At 69.7% G+C, this 23,391-nt stretch carries 20 protein-coding genes; 7 read left to right on the plus strand and 13 right to left on the minus strand.

Features of this window, described 5'->3' with window-relative positions; genetic code table 11:
• The first annotated feature begins 604 nt into the window (after positions 1–604).
• Positions 605–1,684 carry a site-specific DNA-methyltransferase gene (locus tag ACIQ1T_RS00270; RefSeq protein WP_395942485.1) on the plus strand — a complete coding sequence of 360 codons (1,080 nt, stop codon included), beginning with the start codon at positions 605–607 and terminating at the stop codon, positions 1,682–1,684.
• Between the two features lie 3 nt (positions 1,685–1,687).
• Here ACIQ1T_RS00270 and ACIQ1T_RS00275 read toward each other — a convergent pair whose 3' ends face one another.
• Together ACIQ1T_RS00275 and mutY are read right to left on the minus strand one after the other, a co-directional pair.
• Positions 1,688–2,269, minus strand: coding sequence for a hypothetical protein (locus tag ACIQ1T_RS00275; RefSeq protein WP_395942487.1), 582 nt, complete (start codon positions 2,267–2,269; stop codon positions 1,688–1,690).
• 138 nt (positions 2,270–2,407) lie between these two features.
• Entirely contained in the window at positions 2,408–3,442 is a 1,035-nt protein-coding gene (gene mutY, locus ACIQ1T_RS00280) for an A/G-specific adenine glycosylase (protein ID WP_395942489.1), read from the minus strand.
• A 21-nt stretch (positions 3,443–3,463) separates the two neighbouring features.
• Here mutY and ACIQ1T_RS00285 point away from each other — a divergent pair, with 21 nt between their 5' ends.
• The 5 genes from ACIQ1T_RS00285 (at position 3,464) to ACIQ1T_RS00305 (ending at position 9,232) form a co-directional block, all read left to right on the plus strand.
• Positions 3,464–4,015, plus strand: coding sequence for a DUF721 domain-containing protein (locus ACIQ1T_RS00285; RefSeq protein ID WP_395942491.1), 552 nt, complete (start codon positions 3,464–3,466; stop codon positions 4,013–4,015).
• Positions 4,016–4,111: 96 nt separating this feature from the next.
• Positions 4,112–4,753: a DsbA family protein gene (locus ACIQ1T_RS00290; protein WP_395942492.1), complete on the plus strand. Its 642-nt coding sequence runs from the start codon at positions 4,112–4,114 to the stop codon at positions 4,751–4,753.
• Between the two features lies 1 nt (position 4,754).
• Positions 4,755–5,366, plus strand: coding sequence for a thioredoxin domain-containing protein (locus ACIQ1T_RS00295; RefSeq protein ID WP_395942493.1), 612 nt, complete (start codon positions 4,755–4,757; stop codon positions 5,364–5,366).
• A gap of 12 nt (positions 5,367–5,378) precedes the next feature.
• The gene (gene smc, locus ACIQ1T_RS00300; protein ID WP_395942494.1) at positions 5,379–8,816 is read left to right on the plus strand and encodes a chromosome segregation protein SMC; all 3,438 of its coding nucleotides are present in this window, start codon (positions 5,379–5,381) and stop codon (positions 8,814–8,816) included.
• Entirely contained in the window at positions 8,813–9,232 is a 420-nt protein-coding gene (locus tag ACIQ1T_RS00305) for a hypothetical protein (RefSeq protein ID WP_395942495.1), read from the plus strand. Before smc ends, ACIQ1T_RS00305 begins: the two co-directional genes overlap by 4 nt.
• A gap of 147 nt (positions 9,233–9,379) precedes the next feature.
• Here ACIQ1T_RS00305 and ACIQ1T_RS00310 read toward each other — a convergent pair whose 3' ends face one another.
• From ACIQ1T_RS00310 to ACIQ1T_RS00360, 11 genes are all read right to left on the minus strand, one after another.
• Positions 9,380–10,531, minus strand: coding sequence for a mechanosensitive ion channel family protein (locus ACIQ1T_RS00310; RefSeq protein ID WP_395942496.1), 1,152 nt, complete (start codon positions 10,529–10,531; stop codon positions 9,380–9,382).
• 205 nt (positions 10,532–10,736) lie between these two features.
• On the minus strand, positions 10,737–11,828 hold the full coding sequence (murG, locus tag ACIQ1T_RS00315) for an undecaprenyldiphospho-muramoylpentapeptide beta-N-acetylglucosaminyltransferase (protein WP_395942497.1): 1,092 nt from the start codon (positions 11,826–11,828) through the stop codon (positions 10,737–10,739).
• A gap of 699 nt (positions 11,829–12,527) precedes the next feature.
• On the minus strand, positions 12,528–13,703 hold the full coding sequence (locus tag ACIQ1T_RS00320; protein WP_395942498.1) for an FtsW/RodA/SpoVE family cell cycle protein: 1,176 nt from the start codon (positions 13,701–13,703) through the stop codon (positions 12,528–12,530).
• On the minus strand, positions 13,700–15,181 hold the full coding sequence (murD, locus tag ACIQ1T_RS00325; protein WP_395942499.1) for a UDP-N-acetylmuramoyl-L-alanine--D-glutamate ligase: 1,482 nt from the start codon (positions 15,179–15,181) through the stop codon (positions 13,700–13,702). Before murD ends, ACIQ1T_RS00320 begins: the two co-directional genes overlap by 4 nt.
• Before the next feature lie 4 nt (positions 15,182–15,185).
• Positions 15,186–16,295, minus strand: a complete 1,110-nt coding sequence (gene mraY / locus ACIQ1T_RS00330; RefSeq protein WP_395942500.1) for a phospho-N-acetylmuramoyl-pentapeptide-transferase — start codon at positions 16,293–16,295, stop codon at positions 15,186–15,188.
• Positions 16,296–16,305: 10 nt separating this feature from the next.
• Positions 16,306–17,751: a UDP-N-acetylmuramoyl-tripeptide--D-alanyl-D-alanine ligase gene (murF, locus tag ACIQ1T_RS00335; protein WP_395942501.1), complete on the minus strand. Its 1,446-nt coding sequence runs from the start codon at positions 17,749–17,751 to the stop codon at positions 16,306–16,308.
• The gene (locus tag ACIQ1T_RS00340) at positions 17,744–19,207 is read right to left on the minus strand and encodes a UDP-N-acetylmuramoyl-L-alanyl-D-glutamate--2,6-diaminopimelate ligase (protein ID WP_395942502.1); all 1,464 of its coding nucleotides are present in this window, start codon (positions 19,205–19,207) and stop codon (positions 17,744–17,746) included. Before ACIQ1T_RS00340 ends, murF begins: the two co-directional genes overlap by 8 nt.
• Positions 19,204–20,976, minus strand: a complete 1,773-nt coding sequence (locus ACIQ1T_RS00345; protein WP_395942503.1) for a peptidoglycan D,D-transpeptidase FtsI family protein — start codon at positions 20,974–20,976, stop codon at positions 19,204–19,206. Before ACIQ1T_RS00345 ends, ACIQ1T_RS00340 begins: the two co-directional genes overlap by 4 nt.
• Positions 20,973–21,419, minus strand: coding sequence for a cell division protein (locus tag ACIQ1T_RS00350; RefSeq protein ID WP_395942504.1), 447 nt, complete (start codon positions 21,417–21,419; stop codon positions 20,973–20,975). Before ACIQ1T_RS00350 ends, ACIQ1T_RS00345 begins: the two co-directional genes overlap by 4 nt.
• On the minus strand, positions 21,416–22,384 hold the full coding sequence (rsmH, locus tag ACIQ1T_RS00355) for a 16S rRNA (cytosine(1402)-N(4))-methyltransferase RsmH (protein ID WP_395942505.1): 969 nt from the start codon (positions 22,382–22,384) through the stop codon (positions 21,416–21,418). The genes ACIQ1T_RS00350 and rsmH overlap by 4 nt, the downstream gene beginning before the upstream one ends.
• Entirely contained in the window at positions 22,381–22,629 is a 249-nt protein-coding gene (locus ACIQ1T_RS00360) for a division/cell wall cluster transcriptional repressor MraZ (protein ID WP_395943096.1), read from the minus strand. The genes rsmH and ACIQ1T_RS00360 overlap by 4 nt, the downstream gene beginning before the upstream one ends.
• On the opposite strand from ACIQ1T_RS00360, the gene ACIQ1T_RS00365 reads away from it, so the two are divergent.
• Positions 22,628–22,696, plus strand: a complete 69-nt coding sequence (locus ACIQ1T_RS00365) for a hypothetical protein (protein ID WP_353781517.1) — start codon at positions 22,628–22,630, stop codon at positions 22,694–22,696. The genes ACIQ1T_RS00360 and ACIQ1T_RS00365 overlap by 2 nt on opposite strands.
• Positions 22,697–23,391: the final 695 nt, after the last annotated feature.

Consider the following 23,391-nt stretch of genomic DNA (forward strand, 5'->3'; position numbering starts at 1 on the left):
CGCGCCAACTATCATAATGACGCTGGTCCATTCCCAGCGTCTTCAACGACTTGCGCTTTTCTCGACCCTATTTCCCAGCCTGAGCTGGGAACCGCCTCATAATACTCCCGTCTCGTCGCACCGGAGGGCTCGTAAGGCCTGCGACCTTGCGGCGGCGAGAGCGGATGGAACGGGGGCGGGGGTGGGATTCCCCCGTGTCGCATGACGGCGCATCGGTGGGCACATCCCGCGTCTGAAACGGCGGCGAAGGGTCGAGGTGGGAACTCGACACGCACTCGGGACGGTCCTTCGCAGGGACCGCCGACCCGTCTCGGGCCTTGGGGAGGAGGCATATAAGACTGCCGCCTCAACATCCCCGGCTTGAAGCACACCACTCGCGCGGAGCGTCAGCCTTCGTCGAAACGGTAACACACTAACCAAACTCCGGGCGAAGGCCCGGCGCTCCGCCCAGCCCTCCACCGTCCCGGCCCCGCCGCGTCGGGGTTTCCGCACGCCTGCCGTTCACCGCGCGAAACCCGAGCGCACGATTAACGCCGGAATCAACACTGCCTTAACCGTAAGGATTCACCATAAGCGCTCTCACCAGTTCCGGGGCCGCGTTTCCATGTCCGATCTCAAGACCGACGTCATTCACCGTGGCGACTGCATCGAGGTGCTGAAGAGCCTGCCCGACGCCTCGGTCGACATGGTCTTTGCGGATCCGCCCTATAATCTGCAGCTGGGCGGCGACCTGCTGCGTCCCGACAATTCCAAGGTCGACGCCGTCGACGACGACTGGGACAAGTTCGGCAGCTTCGCCGAATACGACGCCTTCACCCGCGCCTGGCTGACGGAATGCCGCCGCGTGCTGAAGCCCGAGGGTTCGATCTGGGTGATCGGCTCCTATCACAACGTCTTCCGCCTGGGCGCGGCGATCCAGGACCTGGGCTTCTGGGTGCTGAACGACATCATCTGGCGCAAGTCCAACCCGATGCCGAACTTCAAGGGCACCCGGTTCACCAACGCCCACGAGACCCTGATCTGGGCCGCCAGGTCGCGCGATCAGAAACGCTACACCTTCAACTACGACGCCCTGAAAGCCTTCAACGAAGACACCCAGATGCGGTCGGACTGGACCTTCGCCCTGTGCACCGGCGAGGAGCGGATCAAGGACGCCGACGGCAAGAAGGCCCATCCGACCCAGAAGCCCGAGGCCCTGCTGCACCGCGTGCTGCTGTCGGCCACCCGTCCCGGCGACGTGATCCTGGATCCCTTCTTCGGCACCGGCACCACCGGCGCCGCCGCCAAGCGGCTGGGCCGCCACTATATCGGCATCGAGCGTGACGAGACCTATGCCGACGTGGCCCAGACCCGCATCGCCTCGGTCATCCCCGCCAATCCCGAAGACCTGGTGGTCATGGGCTCCAAGCGCGCCGAGCCCAAGGTGCCCTTCGGCGCCCTGGTCGAGGCCGGCCTGCTGCACCCCGGCGACCGCCTGTATTGCCCCAAGGGCGAGCGCGAGGCCCGGGTCCGCGCCGACGGCTCGCTGGTGGCCGGTTCGCTGACCGGCTCGATCCACAAACTGGGCGCCCTGTTCGAGAACGCCCCGGCCTGCAACGGCTGGACCTACTGGCGTTTCAAGACCGACCAGGGCCTGAAGTCCATCGACGCCCTGCGCGCCGAAATCCGCGCCGGGATGCAGTAGGTTCTAGATACTCAGTCCGATCGCCGAGAAGACCGCCCACCCGCTCAGGGCCAGGAGCAATATCCACTGGGCTGACCTGCGTCGGGCGAAGGCCGAGGCGACGGAGAGCACGATGGGAATGCACGTCATGGCGATCCAGAGCAGCTCCTGCGGCGCGAATACGCCGTCGCGACTGACGAAATAGACGGATCGCAGGCTGTAGGATGTGAAGAACAGGCCGAACAGTATCCAGATGTAGCGACGGTGGCGCGCGAGGTAGGCGGTCAGATCCCGCCCCTCGCCTTCGGCAAGCTCGGCCTCGTCCGGCAGGCTGGCGGCGGCGGCGAGATACAGCAGCGTCATTTCCAGCAGAAGCGACAGGTAGAACCAGAAGCCGCCGACGCCCGGAAAGCTTCTCAGATCCCAGACGTTGTACCAGATCCAGATCAGGGTGAATGCGGCCAATGCGGCGGTGGCGAGGGTCAGGGCGTCCCATTTTGTCCGGGCGCGCTGCTTGATCAGCCGATGCAGGCTCGTGGCCAGATCCGCCAGCCCGAGGCCGACGATGAGCGACACCAGCCCGATCAGATATTCAAAGCGATCCATGCCTTCCCCCTCATGGCCGCCTCCATCGACTGCAGCCCCGCATCGCCACGGAAGACGTCACCCGTCAGCTTTTAAAGTCAAGCTTACCACCCCGACGCCGTCATGATGCGGTTCAAATCGCTAGATCGTCGACGCCGCCTAGATCAGGGCCGGTTCTCCGGCCCGATCCAGGGCCTTGGCGAAGACGGTCGGCAAGGCCGCCCGCGCGGTCTCGAAATCCCGCCACTCGTAGTCGCCGTCCGGCGCCGCATGGGCCACCCGCACCGTCAGGGTCAGGCTGAAATGGGTGAAGACGTGTTCGATCGCCCCGGCCTCGCGCCAGTCGGCGGCGACCGGCGGGCTCCCATCGGGCTCCGCGCTCCAGTCCGAGGTCGGCAGGCCCAACATCCCGCCCAGCAGCCCCTTGTCCGGCCGCCGCTGCAACGCTGCGCGCCCCTGCCCGTCGATCATCACCCAGGCGAAGCCTTTGCGGTGCGGCCGCTCGGCCTTCTTCAGCTTGACCGGATACCGCTCCGGCGTCCCTCCGGCGAAGCCCAGACACTGGTTCGTCACCGGACATGAGCCGCACAGCGGCGACTTGGGCCGACACACGGTCGCCCCCAGATCCATCAAAGCCTGAGCCCAGTCGCCCGGCCGGCAGTCGGTGACGAACCGTTCGGCCAGCCGCTTCAGTTCAGGCCGCGCCGCTGGAACCGGCGTCTCGACCGCGAACAGCCGGGCCATGACCCGCTCGACATTGCCGTCCACGACATTGGCCGCCCGGTCGAAGGCGATGGCCGCCACGGCGGCGGCCGTATAGGCGCCCACTCCGGGCAGGGCCAGCAGCCCCGCTTCGGTATCCGGAAACACCCCGCCATGCTCCCCCGCCACGGCACGGGCGCAGGCCAGCAGATTGCGAGCCCGGGCGTAGTAGCCCAGCCCCGCCCAGGCGGCCATGACATCGGCGTCCTCGGCCGCCGCCAGATCCGACACGGTCGGCCAGCGCGCGGTGAAGTTCAGGAAATAGGGCGTGGCGTGCGGCGTCGTCGTCTGCTGCAACATCACCTCGGACAGCCAGACGCGATAGGGCTCGCTCCGCCCCTCGGCGCCGGGCGGCGCACGCCAGACCAGGCTTCGCGCATGGGCGTCGTACCAGGCGAGCAATTCGGAACGGATCAGAGAGACGTCAGGCATGGGATCGGGCTATATAGGCCCATGCGCCGCCCCCTGCCCACCGACGCCGAAGCGCGCGAGATCCTGTCTCGCCGTCGCACCCGTCCGGTCTTCCGGGCGCCGCCCCGCGCGGGCAAGGCCCTGACGCCCCTGATCAAGAAGCTGGACGAACAGTTCGGACGCGGCGCCGGCGCGCTTGAGCCCCGCTGGCGCGAGATCGTCGGCGACCGTCTGGCCCGCGTCACCCGCCCCCAGAAACTGACCAAGGGCAAGGGCGGCCAGCCCGGCGTGCTGGAGCTGCGCGTCGCCGGCGCCGCAGCCCTTCTGGTCCAGCATCAGTCGGAAGACATCCTCGCCCGGGTCAACCTCTTCCTGGGGGCCGGATCGGTCGACCGTCTGCGCATCGCCCAGGGCCCGATCAAGCCCCTGCCCGAGGCCGCGACCCGCCCCAAACGGTCCGCGCCGCCCCCGCCCCTGTCGGCCTCGGCCGAGGCCGATCTGGCCGCCTCCATCGCCGACGCCCCCGACGAACTGAAGGCGGCCCTGGCCAAACTGGGCCGTGCGGCGATGTCGCGGCCGAACAGCCGAGATTGACAAAACTTCGCCGCACCTGTTCTCGACAACTATCGATACGCGCCGTTCCGGGGGAATCGCGCGATCATCATGAAGCGCTTCGCCCAAGGACGTCCGATGACCAAGATTGAATCCCGTTTCGCCCGCATGAGCCGGCGCGCGGCCATCACCGGCGCCGCCATGGCGACCATGGCCCTGGCCGCATGCGGCGGCTCCAAGGGCGTGGCCGAGGGCGACATGGGCCTGGGCGCCGCCGAAGGCGCCAAGGTCACCGTGGTCGAATACGCCTCGGTCACCTGCCCGCACTGCGCCCTGTGGCAGAAGAACACCTGGCCCGCCTTCAAGGCCAAATACGTCGACACCAACAAGGTCCGCTACGTCTTCCGCGAACTGCCGACCCCGCCGGTCGACGCCGCCACCGCCGGTTTCCTGGTCGCCCGCTGCGCCGGCCCGGACAAGTATTTCGACGTCGTCCACCAGCTGATGGCCACTCAGCAGGAGATGATCACCTCGTCGCCGCGCGACTGGCTGCTGCGCACCGCCCAGGCCGCCGGAATGTCGGAGCAGCAGTTCAACGACTGCGTCACCGACAAGGAGGCCGTCGCCGCCATGGAGAAACGCGTCCAGTTCGCCCAGGCCCAGGGCGTCAGCGGCACCCCGGCCTTCTACGTCAACGACACCCAGGTCATCAGCCCCGGCGGCGAAGGCGCCAGCCTGGCCGACCTGTCGACGGCGATCGACGCCGAACTGGCCAAGTAGGATGATGCGGTCGGGGATGCTGAAGGCTGTGGTTCTGGCCGTCGCCCTCGCGGGCGCGGCCTCCACCGCGATCGCCGCTGGCGGCCTGCCGGCTGTGACGCCTGCGGACCACTTCCTGGGCCGGGCCGACGCCCCGGTCACTGTGGTCGAATACGCCTCCCTGACCTGCCCTCACTGCGCGGTCTGGCATGACACCGTCCTGCCCGAGCTGAAGACGCGCTATATCGAGACCGGCAAGGTGCGGTTCGTCTATCGCACCCTGCCGACCCCGCCCGCCGACGTCGCCGGCGCGGCGGCCGGCGTCGCCCAGTGCGCCGCCCCGGGCAAGTTCTTCGACACCATCGACGCCTTCTTCGCCGCCCAGGCCTCGATCCGCATCATCGGCACGGGCGTCTATTTCCAGCGCGGCGCCGCCGCCTCGGGCCGCACCAACGACGAACTGCGCGCCTGCATGTCTGACGACGCCACCCAGGCCGCGCTCGACGCCCAGATCGCCGGGGCCCAGGCCGCCGGTGTGCAGGGCACCCCCAGCTTCTTCGTCAACGGCCGTCGGGTCGAGGATTCGTCGATCCAGGGTCTGGCCGCCGCCATCGACCCCTTGCTGCGCCGGTAGTCCGTCCGGGCGATGCAGTTCCAGCGCCTCCGGCTCGTCGGCTTCAAGTCGTTCGTCGACCCGGCGGAGGTGCATATCGAATCCGGCCTGACCGGGGTCGTCGGCCCCAACGGCTGCGGCAAGTCCAACGTCCTGGAAAGCCTGCGCTGGGTCATGGGCGCCAACTCGGCCAAGGCCATGCGCGGCCAGGGCATGGACGACGTCATCTTCGCCGGCGCGGCGGGCCGTCCCCCGCGCAGCCACGCCGAAGTCCAGCTGACCATCGACAATGCGCAACGCCGCGCGCCCCAGCCCTTCACCGACAGTCCGGTGCTGGAGGTGTCGCGCCGCATCGACCGGGGCCAGGGCTCGACCTACCGGATCAACGGCAAGGAGGTCCGCGCCCGCGACGTGCAGCTGCTGTTCGCCGACGCCTCGACCGGCGCCAACTCCCCCGCCCTGGTGCGTCAGGGTCAGATCTCCGAACTGATCGCCGCCAAGCCGCAGAACCGCCGGCGTATCCTGGAAGAGGCGGGCGGCGTCGCCGGCCTGCACACCCGCCGCCACGAGGCCGAGCTGCGCCTGAAGGCCGCCGAGACCAACCTCGACCGGCTCGACGACATCGGCCGCGAGCTGGAGACGGCCCTGAACCGGCTGAAACGCGAGGCGCGTCAGGCCGAGAAATACAAGAAGATCTCCGCCGAGATCCGCGCCCTTCAGGCCGCCTTGCTCTACGTCCGCTGGAACGACGCCAAGCTGGCGGCCGAAACCTCGGCCGAAGAACTGCGCGCCGCCGACCGGGCGGTGGCCGAGACTACGACCGCCGCCGCCGCCGCCCAGACCGCTGCGCTTGCCGCCCAGGAGGCCCTGAAGCCGGCGCGGGAAGAGGACGCCGTCGCCTCGGCCCTGCTGCATCGCGCCAGTCTGGAGCGCGACCGCCTGGACATGGCCGAACAGGCCGCCCGCGCCGAGGTTGAGCGGCTGAAGGCCGAGGCCGCCCGCATCGCCGCCGACGCCGAGCGCGAGGAGAATATGGCCGCCGACGCCAGGCGCGAACTGGACCGGCTGGACCACGAACTGACCCGGCTGAAGGCCGAGATCGCCGCCGCCCCCGAACGCGGCCCCGAACTGGACAAGGCCCTGACCGCCGCCGAGGACGCCCGCAAGGCCGCCGACGGCGAGGTCGAACGCTTGGCCGGAACCCTGGCCGCCGTCGAGGCCCGCGCCAACGCCGAGACGGCCCGCAAGCGCGACGCCGAGACCCGGTTGGCCCGCGTCACGGCCCAGCACGATCAGGCGAAGCGCGAACGCGAGGCCCTGGGGCCGCTGGAGACGCCGGAACTGGAGGCCGCCCGTCAGGCGCTGGAGACGGCCCAGGCCGAACTGACCGCCGCCCGCGAGGCCGTCGAGGCCGCCGAGGCGAAACGCGGCGACCTGGCCCGCCTCGAACAGGAGGCCCGCACCGCCGCCCGCGCCGCCGAGGACCGGCTGGGCCGTCTTCAGACCGAGGCGCGCGGCCTGGCCCAGCTGCTGGTCACCGGCAAGCGCGACCATCCCCCCGCTCTCGACAAGGTGCGCGCCGACAAGGGGTACGAAGCCGCCCTCGCCGCCGCCCTGGGCGACGATCTGGACGCGGCGCTCGACGCCCGCGCCGCCGCCTACTGGGGCGGCGCCCAGCCCCCTGCCCCGTCCTGGCCCGCCGGGGTCACGCCCCTGTCGCCCCATGTCCAGGCGCCGGATCAACTGGCGGCGCGACTGGCTCTGTGCGGCGTCGCGCCCCAGGCTGATGCGGCCGGGCTGGCTCTGGGTCTGCCTCCAGGCGCCCGCCTGGTGACGACCGAGGGCGACCTCTATCGCTGGGACGGTTTCGTCAGTCGCGCCGAGGCGCCCCGCCCCGCCGCCGTCCGCCTGGCCCAACGCACCCGTCTCGCCGAGCTGGAAAACGACATCGACAGGGGCAAGCCCGCCCTCGACCAGGCCCAGGCCCAGCAGAAGACCGCCACCGAGGCCTTCCGCGCCGCCGAGGACGAGGTGAAGACGGCCCGCCTCAAACCCTTCGCCGCCGACAAGGCCGCCACCGCCGCCCGCGACCGGGTCGAGACCCTGGCCCGCGACCAGGCCCGCCGCGAGGCCCGCGCCCAGGCCCTGGACGACACCGTGACGCGGCTCGCCGCCGAGGTGGCCGAGGCCCAGACGACGCTGGACGCCGCCCAGACGACCGACGCCCCGTCCGAGACGATCGCCGGCCTGCGCGACGAGCTGACCGCCGCCCGCGCCGCCGCCGACGCGGCCCGCCTCGCCGCCCAGACCGCCCGCTCGGACCGCGACGCCGAGGCCCGCGACCGTCAGGGCCGCGAACAACGCCACGGCAGCCTGACCCGCGCCCGCGACGGCTGGGTCAGCCGTTCCAAGGACAGCGCCGCCCGCGTCGCGGCCCTGACAAAGGATGCCGAGAAGACCGCCGCCCTGCTGAAACAGGCCGAGATAGCGCCCCAGGGCTTCGCCGAACAACGCAGCAAGCTGCTGGATGCGCTAACCGCCGCCGAACAGCGGAAACAGGCCTCGTCCGACGCGATGGCCCAGGCCGAGACCGCCGCCGGCGACGCCGACCGCGCCTCACGCGCCGCCGAGACCGCCGCATCTCAGGCCCGCGAGGCCCGCGCCGGCCTGTCCGCCCGCGCCGAGGCCGCCGCCGAGAAACTGGCCGAGGCCGAGAACACCGTCCGCGAGACGGCCCAGATGTCGCCCGAGGAACTGGGCCGCAAACTGACGGACGACGCCATCGCCCGCCCGCCCGACGCCGCCGGCGCCGAGAGCCTGCTCTACGGGTTGGAGCGCGAGCGCGAGGCCCTGGGCGCCGTCAATCTGCGGGCCGAGGACGAGGCCGTCGAATACGGCGACCGGCTGAACAGCATGAAGTCGGAACGGATCGACCTGACCCAGGCCATCGCCAAGCTGCGCGACGGCATCGACGAACTGAACGCCGAGGGCCGCGAGCGGCTGATCGCCGCCTTCGACGTCATCAACACCAACTTCAAGACCCTGTTCGAGGCCCTGTTCGGCGGCGGCCAGGCCGAGCTGAAACTGGTCGAGAGCGACGATCCGCTGGAGGCCGGGCTGGAGATCTACGCCTGCCCGCCCGGGAAGCGGCTGTCAGTCATGAGCCTGATGTCAGGCGGCGAACAGGCCCTGACGGCGGCGGCCCTGATCTTCGGCGTTTTCCTGGCCAACCCGGCGCCCGTCTGCGTGCTGGACGAGGTCGACGCCCCGCTGGACGACGCCAACGTCGACCGCTTCTGCCGGATGCTGCACGAGATGCGCGGCCGCACCGACACCCGTTTCATCGTCATCACCCATAACCCGGTGACCATGAGCCGCATGGACCGCCTCTACGGCGTCACCATGCCCGAACGCGGCATGAGCCAGTTGGTCAGCGTGGACCTGCACCAGGCGGAGACCCTGGTCGCATGATCGCACTCACCCTGGCCCTGCTGAGCGAGCCGCAACTGGTTCAGGTCGGGGTCGGCCGGTTCGCCATCTATGCCGACACGGCGACCATCCGGCGCGAGGCGCCGGACGCGGCCTGGATCCGCTCGCTTCAGGTGGCGGAAGACGGCTTCACCGTCGGCGACGCCGCCTATGTCGGCGGCTGGTCGCGCTGGGCCTTCGATTGCGGGGCGCGCACGGCGGATCGGCTCGACTTCGCCTCGGTGAAGTCCGACCTGACCGAAGGCCCCTCGACGCCCGACGCCGCCCCGCCCTATGAGGCCGCGCCCGGCAGCGACGAACTGGAACTGCTGCTGAAGGCCTGCGTCGGCGCGCCCGACCCGGCGGGCCTCAGCCTGGAACAGGCGATCCGGGAAGGTCAGGCCGCTCTGGCCGACTGAGCACGACATCCCTCCCTCCCCGTTCCGGGGAGGGTGGTCGAGCGCAGCGAGACCGGGTGGGGCAGGCCCGCCAGGGGCGCACCGGCCAGATGCGAACAAGGTCTATGGGACGTCACCCTGCCCTCCCCACCCGGCTTCGGCTTCGCCTCAGCCACCCTCCCCGGAACGGGGAGGGAGAGGCATGGGCTTGTCTTCGCCTTGCGGCCATTCCAGACGGTCCCGCGGCAGAGCCTCGCGGCATTCGTCGCGCATGAAGGCCATCAGCTTCTCGCGGATCTCGCAGCGCAGGTCGAAGGCCACTGGCGCCGACCGGGCGCTGGCCAGGGTGCGGACCTGCAGCACCCGTTCGGTGATGTCGGTCACCTGCATCACCTGGACGTCGCCGTCCCACAGTTTCGAGCTCTTCACGATGCCTTCGAACGCCTCGCGCAGCCGGTCGATAGGGGCCTCGTAGTCGACGTAGAAGAAGGCCGTGCCGATCAGACGGGCGTTCTCGCGGGTCCAGTTCTGGAAGGGCGTCGTGATGAAATAGGACAGGGGCAGGACCATCCGCCGCCAGTCCCACAGCTTGACCACCACATAGGTGGAGGTGATTTCCTCGACATTGCCCCACTCGTTTTCGACGATCACCGCATCATCGAGGCGGATCGGCTGGGTCAGGGCGATCTGGATGCCGGCGACCATATTGGTCAGGATCGGCTGCAGGGCCAGACCGGCGATGATGCCGACCACGCCCGCCGAGGCCAGCAGGCTGACGCCCCACTGGCGGAAGCCGGCGATGGTCATCAGGGCCAGGCCGATGGTGACGATGAACAGGATCACCTTGGCCACCCGCTGCAGGATGCGGGTCTGGGTCAGGTGTTTGCGGGCCAGGAGATTGTCCTCGACGGCGATATTGTAGCGCCGCAGGTGCATCACCGACCACATGTCCAGCACGCCGGACGCCAGCCAGCCTATGGTCAGGATGAACAGGAACCGCAGCACGGCCCGGATCTCGGCGGACGGGCCGGGGTCCATCGGCGAGACGGTCACCCCGATGCCGACGCCGATCAGGATCAGCATGATCCGCAGCTTCATCCGCGCCCGCTCGACCACGCCGCGCCAGAAGACGTCCTTGTTCTTCACGATGCGCCGCAGGACGGCGAAGACGATCTTGTGGGTGATCCAGCCGCCGCCGACGAAGGCGGCCGTCACCAGAAGGATAACGGCCCACTCCGGCAGCCAGTCGAACTGGCGCCAGAGATCATGGACCTGACGGGTCAGGTTGGAGATTTCGGGAGGCATCCATAAGGGACGCATGAACGCCGGATGGGTTCCCGCAAAGCTTGGACCCATCCTCTCCCTCTCCGCTTCGGGGAGGGTGGCCGAGCGAAGCGAGGTCGGGTGGGGGCGGCAGGCCGACGCCCCACAGACCCGTCCCGCATCAGGCAGGTGCGGCCCTGCCGGGGCCGCCCCCACCCCGTCGCTGCGCGACGACCCTCCCCGGGACGGGGAGGGAGAAGGGTCAGCGCGCCTTCGCCGTCGCCTCCACCAGATCCGCCAGCCGCGCCCCGGCGTCGGGGATGGCGACGGACTTGGCCGCCGCCGACATGGCCGACAGGCGGGCCGGGTCGGACAGCAGGGCGTCGAGGGTCGCGGTCAGGCCCTCGACCGTCAGATCTTCCTCCAGCACCATCTCGGCGGCGCCGGCGTCGACCAGGGCCTTGGCGTTCAGGCGCTGGTGGTCGTCCATGGCGATCTTCAGCGGGATCAGCACCGACGGCAAAGCCGCCACCGCCAGCTCGGCGCAGGTCGAGGCGCCCGAGCGGCCGACCACCAGATGGGCGGCGGACAGGCGCTGGGCCATGTCGCGGAAGAAGGGGGCGACCTCGGCCTCGATCCCGGCCTCCAGATAGATCTGGCGGGCGGCCTCCAGGGTCTCGGGCCGCGACTGCTGCTGCACCTTCAGGCGACGACGCAGGGCCTCGGGCAGGGCCGCCAGGGCGCGGGGCGTGGTCTCGGACAGGATGCGGGCGCCCTGGCTGCCGCCGGTGACCAGAACCTGGATCGGACCGCCGTCGACCGGCGCGGCATAGGGACGATCGAACAGGGCGCGGATCTCGGCCCGGACCGGCGAACCGACGACGTGGGAACGGCCCTGCACCTTGGCCGGCGCCTTCTCCAGCGTCGGGAAGGACGAGGCGACCTGGCCGACATAGGGGGCCAGGATGCGGTTGGTGCGGCCCAGCACCGCGTTCTGTTCGTGGATCACGGTCGGGCGCTGCGCAGTCACCGCCGCCACCAGGGCCGGAGCCGAGGGATAGCCGCCGAACCCGACCACGACGTCGGCGCCCAGCCGGTCGAAGGCGGCCCGCGCCTGCATCACCCCCTTGAAGATCTGCACCCCGGCCTTGACCAGGCCCAGGGGGCCGGAGCCGGTCGCGGCGTCCAGCGCCAGCCGTTCCTCGGCCGGGAAGGCGTGGGCGTACTGCTCGCCGCGGTGATCGGTGGCCAGGACCACCCGCCAGCCCCGCGACGCCAGTTCCCGCGCCAAGGCTTCGGCCGGGAACATATGGCCGCCGGTGCCGCCGGCGGCGACGACGCAGAGCTTGGACATGAAGGCGTCTCCGAAAAACAGAGTCTGAATAGTGCGAAATCCGGACGAGGGCAGGCGGAAAAGAGAGTCCGAATAGTCCGAAATGTCCGAAATCCGGACAGGCGGATGGAAAACTGTCCGAAATGTCCGAAATCCATCGATGGCGGTCGTCCCTCCTCGGCGCGGCGTTGCGCGGGGCGGAAGGATCGCACGGGTTTCAGGTCAGGCGGGCAGTTTGGCGATGGCGGACGCCAAGCGGTTGAAAACGCGAAGGTCGGGGTGGGATTTTATGTGCGATGGACGTGTTCAGCGCGCCTAAATCCCTGCGTAGCTCACACTTGGGCTTGAAGCGGACGCAGGTCATGTCAACCAAGGGTGGAAAGCGGACGCTGGCATCGATAGCTTAGAGCATATGAAGCAGCGGACACGTCTCCTCCTGAGTATCGCCGCCATCCTGTTGGTCGCGTATCTGATTTGGCGCGGCCCCTCGTTCTACCAGCTCTATAAAGATTGGCCGGTAGTTTCAGCTTGCGCCCATGACGCTAAAAACTGCCCCTAAGTGACGCTAGGGATGGCGTCAGGGTGCGTCGCTGGACGCGGGCGCACGAAACAGATCCTCCGACCCCAGGAACCCCTCCACCGCTTCGCGGTCCCCCTCCCCATTGCTTCGCAACGGGGAGGAGACGTCAAGCTACAAGCCGGGGACGAAACCTCCCCCGCCTAGATCAGCCGCCGCCCCTGCCCCAGGCTGGCGCCCGGCTCATAGGCGCCCGGACGACGCCGCGTCAGGGCCAGGGCGAACCCCATCGTCAGCCCCATGGCCAGCATGGAGGAGCCGCCGTAGCTGATGAAGGGAAGCGTCATCCCCTTGGTCGGGATCAGGTTCAGGTTCACCGCCACATTGATGCAGGCCTGGAGGCCGATCAGCATGAACAGGCCCGCCGCCGCCGTCTGTTCGAACGGGTCGGTCAGTTTCATCGCCCGGCGCATCCCGCGCACCACGATGAAGGCGTAGAGGCCGATCATGGTCAGGCTGAGCACCAGACCGAACTCCTCGGCGCCGACGGAATAGATGAAGTCGGTGTGCAGGTCGGGGACGTGGCGTTTCATCACCCCCTCGCCTACCCCGCGTCCGACCAGGCCGCCGGCGCGGATAGCCTCGGATGCGCTGTCGATCTGGTGGGTGTCGGTGGTCTCGGGCGAGAAGAAGCGGCTGAGGCGGTCGCGCATATGGCCGAAGACGAAATACAGCGACACCAGCCCCGCCATCCCGGCGCTGGCCAGGACCGCCATCCATTTGAACGGCACGCCCGCCATGAAGAAGACGGCCATGAAGGTGGTGGTGATCAGCAGGGTCTGGCCGATGTCCGGCTGGATCAGCAGCAGACAGACGGTCAGGGCGTAGAAGCCGAAGGCGATGGTCACGCCCGGCACCCCCTGCCCCTTCTGCGCCTCGGCGAACATCCAGGCGGCGAAGACGATCAGGCCCGGCTTGGCGAACTCGGACGGCTGCAGGCTGAACGGGCCGAAATTGACCCAGCGGGCGGCCCCCTTCACCGTGTCGCCGATGAAGGGCAGGGCCATCATCACCAGAATGGCGCCGAACAGGGCCAGGACGGCGATCCGCCTGACCCCGCGCGGCGACAGCAGCGAACTGGTCAGCATCAGGCTGAGGCCCAGGCCCGAGAAGACCATCATCCGCCAGGAATAGTGGAAGGGGTCGGTGATGGATTCATCGGCCAGGATGGCCGCCGGGCTGGAGGCGAAGCTGAGCGCCACGCCCAGCCCCATCAGGGCCAGGGCCGCGCCCAGCAGGCCGCGATCCACGGTCCAGAACCATCGGGCGATCAGGCTCTGATCGTTGCGCGAGAAGGCGGGAGTGTAGGAGGCGCTCATCGCACGGTCTCCGGGGCGGCCCCAAGGCTGAGGGCGGCGGCGCGGAACGCCTCGCCCCGGGCCTCGAAGTCGGGATACTGGTCGAAGCTGGCGCAGGCGGGCGACAGCAGGACGATCTGGTCGCCGCCTGCGGAGGCCGCGTCTGCGGCGGCGGCGGCGACGGCGGCGTCCATCGTCTTCGATATGACGTGGGGGGTGTCGCCGAGCGTGGTCGCGAAGGCCTCGGCGGCCTCGCCGATCAGATAGGCCCTGGCGACGCGGGGGAAGAGGTCGGTCAGGTCGTCTATGCCGCCGTCCTTGGGCTTGCCGCCCGCGATCCAGAAGACCGACGGATAGGAGGCCAGGGCCTGACGCGCCGCGTCGGCGTTGGTGGCCTTGGAGTCGTTGATGAAACGGACCGGACCGATATGGCCGACGGCCTCCATCCGGTGGGCCAGGCCGGGGAAGCTGAGCAGGCCCCGCACGGCGGCGTCGTGCGACACCCCAAGCGCCCGGGCGGCGGCATAGGCGAAGGCGGCGTTCTGGGCGTTGTGACGGCCGGGAAGAGAGCGGGCGGCGGACAGGTCGGCCAACGCTATAGCGTCACCGGTCAATTCCCCGTCCGTCGCCTCCAATGACAGGAACTTTCCTTCAGCGAACAGCTTAGCTCGTGCAGCAGACAGCCTCTCGGCAATTGCCTCCGGCGCAACCCCGCCTCGGCGGCCACCGCCTATAGCGATGACATTCGTCATCACGGTCGTCACACGCCCCGTGCGGTCCTCAAGGCTATTGAGCGTTCGACGCCCCCAATCCTCGTCCACCCCGATCAGGGCCACGCCGTCCGGACCCTGGCTCTGGAAGATGCGGCGCTTGGCGGCGACATAGCCCTCCATGCCGCCGTGGCGGTCCAGATGGTCAGGCGAGACATTGGTCAGGATGGCCACGTCCGGGGCGAAACCGGTGGTCAGGTCCAGTTGGTAGCTGGAGACCTCGATCACATAGACGGCGTCCGGCGTCGGCTCCGGCAGGGCCAGGACGCCGATGCCGATATTGCCGCCGACATAGACGGTCAGGCCTGCCTGCTGCAGCACCCAGCCGATCAGGGCCGTGGTGGTCGACTTGCCGTTGGTGCCGGTGATGGCGACCACCTTCGGACGCCGGCCCTGCGGCAGGGCGTCGAGGGCGCGGGCGAACAGTTCGACGTCGCCGACGACCGGCACGCCGGCCTCGCGCGCCCGGTCCACGGTCCAGTGCGGCTTGGGATGGGTCAGGGGGGCGCCGGGCGACAGGACCAGGGCGGCGAAGCCCGACCAGTCGGCCGTGGTCAGGTCCTCGACCAGGAAACCCTCGGCCTGGGCCTGCAGCCGGCCCGAGACGCCGTCGTCCCACAGGATGGGGACCGCGCCCCCGGCCTTCAGGGCGCGCGCCGCCGTGATCCCCGACCGTCCCAGGCCGAAGACCGCGACCCGCCTGCCCTCATAGCCGGGAACAGGGATCATGGCGTCAACGCAGCTTCAGGGTGGACAGCCCGACCAGGGCCAGGGCGCCGGCGATGATCCAGAAGCGGATCACCACGGTCGATTCCGGCCAGCCCATCTTCTCGAAATGGTGGTGGATCGGCGCCATCAGGAAGATGCGTTTCTTGGTCAGCTTGAAATAGCCGACCTGGATCATGACCGAGGCGGCCTCCATCACGAACAGACCGCCGACGATGCCCAGCACCAGCTCGTGCTTGGTCGTCACGGCGATGGCGCCGAGCGCGCCGCCCAGGGCCAGGGAGCCGGTGTCGCCCATGAAGATCTTGGCCGGCGGGGCGTTGTACCAGAGGAAGCCCGCGCCCCCGCCGATCATGGCGGCGCAGAAGATGGCCAGTTCGCCGGATCCGGGGACGTGGTGGATCTGCAGATACTGGGAGAAGACGAAATTGCCGGCGAGATAGGAGATCACGCCGAAGGCCCCGGCGGCCATCATCACCGGCACGGTGGCCAGGCCGTCCAGACCGTCGGTCAGATTCACGGCGTTGGAGAAGCCGACGATGGTGAAGGCGGCGAAGGCCACATAGAACCAGCCGATGTTCAGCAGCACGGCCTTGAAGAAGGGGAAGGCGATCGAGGTCTCAAGCCCCGGCGAGGTCGGGGATGTCGTCATCCACAACACGGTCAGGACGCCCGCGACCACGGCCACCACGGTCTGGGCCAGCAGCTTCTGTTTCGAGGTCAGGCCGGCCGACGTCTGTTTCGTCACCTTGGCGTAGTCGTCGATGAAGCCCAGCACGCCGAAGGCCGCGGTCACGCCCGAGACGATCCAGATATAGGGATTGGTCAGGTCGCCCCACAGGAAGACCGCCGCGCCGATGCCGGCCAGGATCATCAGACCGCCCATGGTGGGGGTGCCGACCTTGGACAGGTGGGAGACGGGGCCGTCGTCGCGGATCGGCTGGCCCTTGCCCTGTTTGGTGCGGATCCAGTTGATGAACCGGCTGCCCATGGCCACGGCCACGATGGCGGCGGTGGCCAGGGCCAGGGCGGTGCGGACCGTCTGATACTGGATCAGGTTCAGCAGCGGATACTGGTGCGCGACGTCGGCGTAGTGGAGATAGAGAAGATAAAACATTCTTTGTTCCCTACCGCGTCGCGCGCGGCGCGCCGCTGCTTGAGGGTGAGGCGCCCTCTTCGGCGCTGTTCAGGTCCGCGAGGGCCTTGGCCACCAGCGACGCCTTGGATCCGTTCGATCCCTTGACCATGACGATATCGCCGGGCGCGGCCAGAAGAGACACCTCGGCGGCGAGTTCGGCCGCCGTCTCGCGCCACAGGCCGCGTCGCGAGACCGGCAGGGCGTCGTAGAGCCAGCGCATCTCGGGTCCGGCGGCGTGAACTAGGTCCAGGTTGGCGGCCTCGATCGGCAGGGCCAGGCCCTCGTGCAGGGCGCGGCTCTGGTCGCCCAGTTCCAGCATGTCGGACAGGACCACGATGCGGCGGCCCGAGGTCGGGCGGGCGCCCAGGCTCTTGAACCCGGCCGACATCGACAGCGGATTGGCGTTGTAGCTCTCGTCGATCAGGGTGAAGGCGCCGCCCGGCACGGTGACGGTGCGGGTCTGGCCCCGTCCCGCCAGGGGCTGGAAGCCGGCCAGGGCCTGCAAACCGGTGTCCAGCGTCACGTCCAGGGCGTCGAGCATCAGCAGGACGCACAGGCTGTTCAGCCCCCAGTGGGCGCCGGACTGGGCCAGGCGATACTCCAGCGGCTTGCCGAACAGTTCGGCGACGACGGTCGCGCCCTCGGCGTCGGGGCGGAAGTCCTTGAGGCGGGCGTCGTGGCCCGCATCGGTCCCGAAGGTGACCAGCCGCGCCCCGACCGCCTTGGCCGCGTCGCACAGGACGCCGGAGAAGGCGACATCGCCATTGGCCACAGCCGTCCCGCCGGGAACCAGACCGTGGAAGATCGAGGCCTTCTCGCGCGCGACCCCGGCTTCGCCGTCGGCGAAGGCCTCGATATGGACCGGGCCGACCGTAGTGACGCAGGCGGCGTGGGGGGCGACGAACTTGGACAGGGGGGCGATCTCGCCCGGGGCGTTCATGCCGATCTCGAAGACGGCGCGTTCAGTCTCCACCGGCATCCGCGCCAGGGTCAGGGGCACGCCGATATGATTGTTGTAGCTCTTGATCGAGGCGTGGGCCGGACCGGCCAGGTCGAGGCCGGCCTTGATCGCCTGGGTCACGCTGGTCTTGCCGACGCTGCCGGTGACGGCGCCCCGCTTCACATGGGGCGCCCGCTCGCGTGCGGCGACGCCGAGCCGCTCCAGACCGTGCAGCGTGTCCTCGACCACGACATAGGGTCCGCCCTCGACCGCGTGCTCGACCAGGGCGGCGGCGGCCCCGGCGGCGAAGGCGCTGGCTGCGAACTCATGCCCGTCCCGGGCGCCCTTCAGGGCCAGGAACAGGTCGCCGGCGACGATCTCGCGGCTGTTGTAGGTCAGGCCGGTGATCGGGCGGTCGTCGCCGTGCAGCGCGCCGCCCGTGGCGGCGGCGACTTCGGCGGCCGTCCAGAGCGGGCGGGCGGATGTATCAGGCATTCAGCGACAGGGCCTCGGACGCGACGGTGGCGTCGTCGAAGGGATGAGTCACCCCGGCGACGATCTGCCCCTGTTCATGCCCTTTTCCGGCGATGACCACCACATCCCCGTCGCGCATCATTTCCACGGCCGCCTCGATGGCGGCGCGGCGGTCGCCGATCTCCAGCGCCTCCGGGCAGCCGGCCCTGACCTCGGCGCGGATGGCGGCCGGGTCTTCCGAGCGGGGATTGTCGTCGGTGACGATGGCCACATCGGCCAGACGACCGGCGATCTGGCCCATCAGCGGGCGCTTGCCGCGATCCCGGTCGCCGCCGGCGCCGAAGACCACGATCAGACGACCCGTCGCATGGGGACGCAGGGCGTTCAGCACCGTCTCCAGCCCGTCCGGGGTGTGGGCGTAGTCGACATAGACCTCGCCCCCAGAACCTGACTGCGTGGCGCCGATCCGTTGCATACGCCCCTGCGCGCCCGCCAGACCTTCCAGGGCGCCGATGACGGCGTCAGGCTTTTCGCCGGCGGCGATGCACAGGCCCGCCGCCACCAGGGCGTTCGAGGCCTGGAAGGCGCCGGCCAGCGGCAGCAGAATCTCGCGCACCTCGCCGCGCACGTCCAGGGTCAGGCGCTGGCCTTCCGGCGTGGCCTGGCGGCCGATCAGGGTCAGGTCGCGGCCGCGCTCGCCCACGCCGAACACGCCCAGACCCGCCATGATCGAGGCCGAGGCGAAGGCGGAATAGGCGTCGGAATCGGCGTTCAGCACCGCCGTCCGGCCGCGCGGCAGCAGGGTCTCGAACAGGCGCAGCTTGGCGGCGCGATAGTCCTCCATCGTGCCGTGATAATCGAGGTGGTCCTGGGTCAGGTTGGTGAAGGCGGCCGCCTTCAGCGCCACCCCGTCCAGACGCCGCTGGTCAATGCCGTGCGACGAGGCCTCCAGCGCGACGTGGGTGACTTCCTTCTTGGCCAGTTCGGCCATCAGGCGCGCAGCCTCGGCGGCGTCGGGGCTGGTCAGGCCGGGGCCGGTCAGGGCGTATGTGCGCTCGCCCTTCTGGCCGACGACGCCGAGCGTGCCCATGCTGGCCGACTTGTGGCCCAGGCCGGCCCAGATCTGGCGGCAGAAGGTGGCGACCGAGGTCTTGCCGTTGGTGCCCGTCACCGCGACGCAGGTCTTGGGCTGGGCCCCGTAGAAGCCGCGCGCGGCGATGGCGTAGGCCCGGCGCACGTCGCCCGAGGTGACCAGGACCGGCGCGGCGCTGTCCGGCGTGTCCGTCGGCGCCAGCACGGCGGCGGCGCCCTGGGCCAGGGCCTGGGGGATGAAGGCGCGGCCGTCGGCGGCCGTGCCCGGCAGGGCGACGAACAGGACGCCCGGGGCGACCTTGCGGCTGTCGGAGGTGACGCCGGTGATGATGGGGTCGCTGGCGACGTCGCGACGCAGCAGTTCGGACAGGTGGAGCGCGCTCACAGGCCGTCCCCCGCCACGTCCTGGTATTGCGGGATCTTCTCGCCCGAGGCCGTGCGCCAGCGATCGTCGCGGCGCTCGACGCCCAGGAAGCCGGCGATGCGGTCAGCGATGTTCTTCACGGCGGGCGCGGCCACATAGGCGCCCGTCTTGGGATAGGCGCCCGGCTCGTCCATCACGATCAGGATGGCGTAGCGTTTGGCGTCCAGCGGCCCGTCGACCGGGAAGACGGCGGCGAAGGAGCCGACCGCATGGCTGGGGTCGTAGCGGCCGTTGACCAGCTTGTTGGCCGAACCGGTCTTGCCCCCGACCCGCAGGCCCGGCGCATCGGCGAAACCGCCCGAGCCCTTGACCACATTGCGGCGCATCAGGTCCAGCAGGGTGCGCGAGGTCTCTTCGGTGACGATCTGCTGCGGCTTGGCCCCGCGCGCGCCGCCGCGACGCAGGGACAGGGGCACCATCCGGCCGCCGTTGGTCAGGGCGCCCATGGCCTGGATCACCTGGGCCGGGGTCACCATGATGCCGTAGCCGAAGGACAGGGACGCCAGGGTCGAGTTGTCCCAGCGGCGCGGCACGACGGGGCGGGCCGATTCCTTCAGCTCCACCGTCGAGGCGTCCAGCAGGCCCATGCGGCGGAAATAGTCGCGCATGGTGTCGGGCCCCATCTGCACCGCCAGTTGCGAGGTGCCGATGTTGGACGAGTGGAGATAGACCTCCTCCAGCGTCATCACCCGGTTCTGGGCGTGGAAGTCCTTGATCTTGCGGTCGCCGATCTGGAAGGCCTGGGAGGCGTCGAACAGGGTGTTCATGTCGGCCCGGCCGGTGTCGAGACCGGCGGCGACGGTGAAGGTCTTGAACACCGAGCCCATTTCATAGTGGCCCGAGACGGCGCGGTTCAGCGTCGCCCCGTCCGGCGCGGCGCCGCGGTTCGACTGGCTGAAGTTCGGCCAGCTGGCCATGCCCAGGATCTCGCCGGTCTGGACGTCGGTGACGATGGCGACGGCGCCCTTGGCCTGGGCCTTGATGGCGGCGGCGGCCAGTTCGTTCTCGACCACGCCCTGGATGCGCAGGTCGATCGACAGGGGGAAGCCCTCGCCGCGCTGACCGGCGGCGCGGATCTCGTCGTTGAAGGCCAGCTCGGCGCCCGAAACCCCCTGCCCGCCCGTGTCGGCGTCGCCGATCAGATGGACGGCCGAGGTTCCCAGCGGATAGGCGCGGCGGTCTTCCGGCTCGAAGGTGACGCCGCCCAGGGCCAGGTCGTGGACGGCGGCCTTTTCCTGCGGCGTCAGGCCGTTCAGCACGATCAGACGACGCTCGCCCGACAACACCTTGCGCAGGCGCGTCGCCGACAGGCGCGGCAGGGCGCGGCGCAGTTGCCGGAAGGCCAGATCGTCGTCCCAGATCTCGGCCGGATCGATATAGAGGCCGTAGTGGACGATATTGGTCGCCAGCAGTTCGCCGTTACGATCGGTCAGGTCGCCGCGCACCAGGGCGTTCGGATTGGCGCCGGCCCAGCGGCCGCCCGCGTGGGCGAACAGGGCCTTGTAGGAGGCGCCGATGGCCAGGCCGCCGAACACGCACGAGAAGACGATCAGGATCAGGAAGATGCGGACCCGCGTGTCCTCTTCCGGCCGGGCATCGGCGCGCGCCCGTTCGAAGCCGTGCTCCAGCCGCCAGACGGTTTCCGACAGCCAGCGCCAGAAGGGCGACAGTCGGCCCTGAAGATCGACGCCCGGCGCGGGCCGGTGATAGCGATGGTCCTGGACGCTCATCGCACCGCCTCCGGCGCGGGTGCCGCATCCTCGACAGGCGCGGCGACGACGGGCGCAGCGGCGATGGGCGCAGCGACGCCGGATTGGGGCGCCGGGGCGGGCTTCAGCTCGGGAAGCTGGCCTTCCCTGGCCTGGCGATTCACGTCGGTCGGCGCCAGTCCGACCTGACGCGACAGGCTTTCCAGACGCGCGGGCTGTTCCAGGCGGGCGACCTCGGCCCGCAGCAGGCGCACCCGCTGGCCGTTCTCGCGGATGTCCTGTTCGATCTGGGCGATGCGGCTGCTCTCGCGCGCGGCGGCGGCCTTGGCGGCATAGACCGACACCACCATCACCGCGACCAGGGCCACGCCGATGATCTCGATCCAGCGCACGCCGCGGACCTTCCAGTCGAACAGGCGCTGCACCGCGTTGCGCGAATAGGTGAAGAAGGGCGCGGTGGTCATGCGGCGACCCTCCCGCCGATCCGGCCCCAGGCCGGCGCCTCGGTGCGGACGGCGGCGCGCAGCTTGGCCGACCGGGCGCGGGGATTGGTCGAGCGCTCCTCGTCGCCCGCCTCGCGGGCGCCCTTGAAGGACAGGGTGAAGCTGGGCTTGCGCGGATCGACCGCCATCGGGGCGTGACGCGACCCGGCCGGGGCGTTGCCCGTCCGCTCGGTCAGGAAGGCCTTGACGATCCGGTCCTCCAGCGAATGGAAGGTGACCACGGCCAGACGCCCGCCGGGCGCCAGGGTCGCCTCGGCCGCCTCCAGCCCGCGCTCCAGCTCGCCCAGCTCGTCATTGACCGCGATCCGCAGGGCCTGGAAGACCCGCGTCGCCGGATGGATCGGCGCGCCGCGACGCCCGCCCAGGGCCTTCTCGACCGTCTCGGCCAGATCCAGGGTGCGGGTGAAGGGCTGTTCGACGCGGCGACGCAGGATGGCGGTCGCCACCCGGCCCGACTGGCGCTCCTCGCCGTACAGTTTGAAGATATGGGCCAGGGGCCCGTGATCCCAGGTGTTGACGATGTCGGCGGCCGTGTCGCCCTCATCAGACATCCGCATGTCCAGCGGCCCGTCGCGCATGAAGGAGAAGCCGCGCTCGGCCTGGTCCAGTTGCATCGACGAGACGCCGATGTCGAAGACGGCGCCGTCCAGCTGCGCCTTGCCGCTGTCGGCGAAGGCCTGGGCCAGACCCGAGAAGGGCGTCCGCACCAGTTGGAACTTGCCGGCGAAATCATTGGCGACGGCGTCGGCGTGCGGCTGGACCGTCGGGTCGCGATCCAGGCCGATCACCTCGGCGCCGGTCGCGAGAATGGCGCGGGTATAGCCGCCGGCGCCGAAGGTGGCGTCGATCACCACGTCGCCGGGACCGGGCTGCAGCGCCTCGATCACCTCGGCCAGCAGGACGGGAGCGTGCGGGGCTTCGGTCACGACCCGCCTCCCGCCAGCTTCATCTGGGCCGCCAGCTTCAGGGCGCCGATCTGGGCCATGCCGGCCTTGGCCAGGGCGCGCTGTTCGGCGCGGCGAGCCGCCCATTTGTCGCGCGACCAGATCTGGAACCGGTCGTTCAGGCCGACGATGACGACCGTGTCCTCCAGCCCCGCCTCGGCGCACAGGTTCTCCGGCAGGGTGATGCGGCCGCCGGAATCATAGGCCAGGCGCACCTGCTCGCCCATCACCTGCCACTCCAGGGCCGAGCGCTCTTCCGAGCCGAACGGCAGGGATTCGATCATCTCGGCATAGACGGCGAACAGGCGATCGCCGCCCGCTTCCAGACAGTCGGCCTCGATCGAGGGGAAGATGAACACGCCGCCGGCGGCGCCGTTTTCGGTCGTGCGGAAATCGTTGGGGATCAGGATACGGCGCTTGCCGTCCAGCTGCTTCTCGTAGGTCGAGAGAAACACGCCCTGCCCAATCGGACCCTTCGGCCCGTCCCTAGATGCCCTGACGAACGCCCGCCGCGCCCGCCTCTCAGCCCCAAATCATGGGAATGGGATAGCATGGGACGAAATGGGTCTCAATGGGATCGGGAACGATACTTAACCATGTTTTGACCTGTGGCGGCCTAACCACGACTTCGTGCACGGAACATACACAGAACAACCGAAGTATTCACAGCCTGTGCAGGAGTCTAAGCTTGCCCGTCCGTACAGGCGGTTAACGCCGCCCCCGGCTGTGGACCCACGAACGGAACACCGGAATACGGGGATAAGGGGCAAGGCCGCGATAAATGGCGCGGACGCCGCCACCAAGCCGGGCCGCAGCAACGCAAAGCGCGGCAGGCCCACCCCACGGGCCTGAAGCAGGCCGAAGGGCGATAGGCCCCTGCGGGGCCTCAGGTGGCGCGAAGGGCGATAGGCCCCTGCCGGGCCTCAAGCAGCGCGAAGGGCGATCGCCCCCTGCCGGGCCTCAAGTAGCGCGAAGCGCGATAGGCCCAA

The sequence above is a fragment of the Brevundimonas sp. genome (assembly GCF_044336875.1).
Taxonomy (GTDB): Bacteria; Pseudomonadota; Alphaproteobacteria; order Caulobacterales; family Caulobacteraceae; genus Brevundimonas.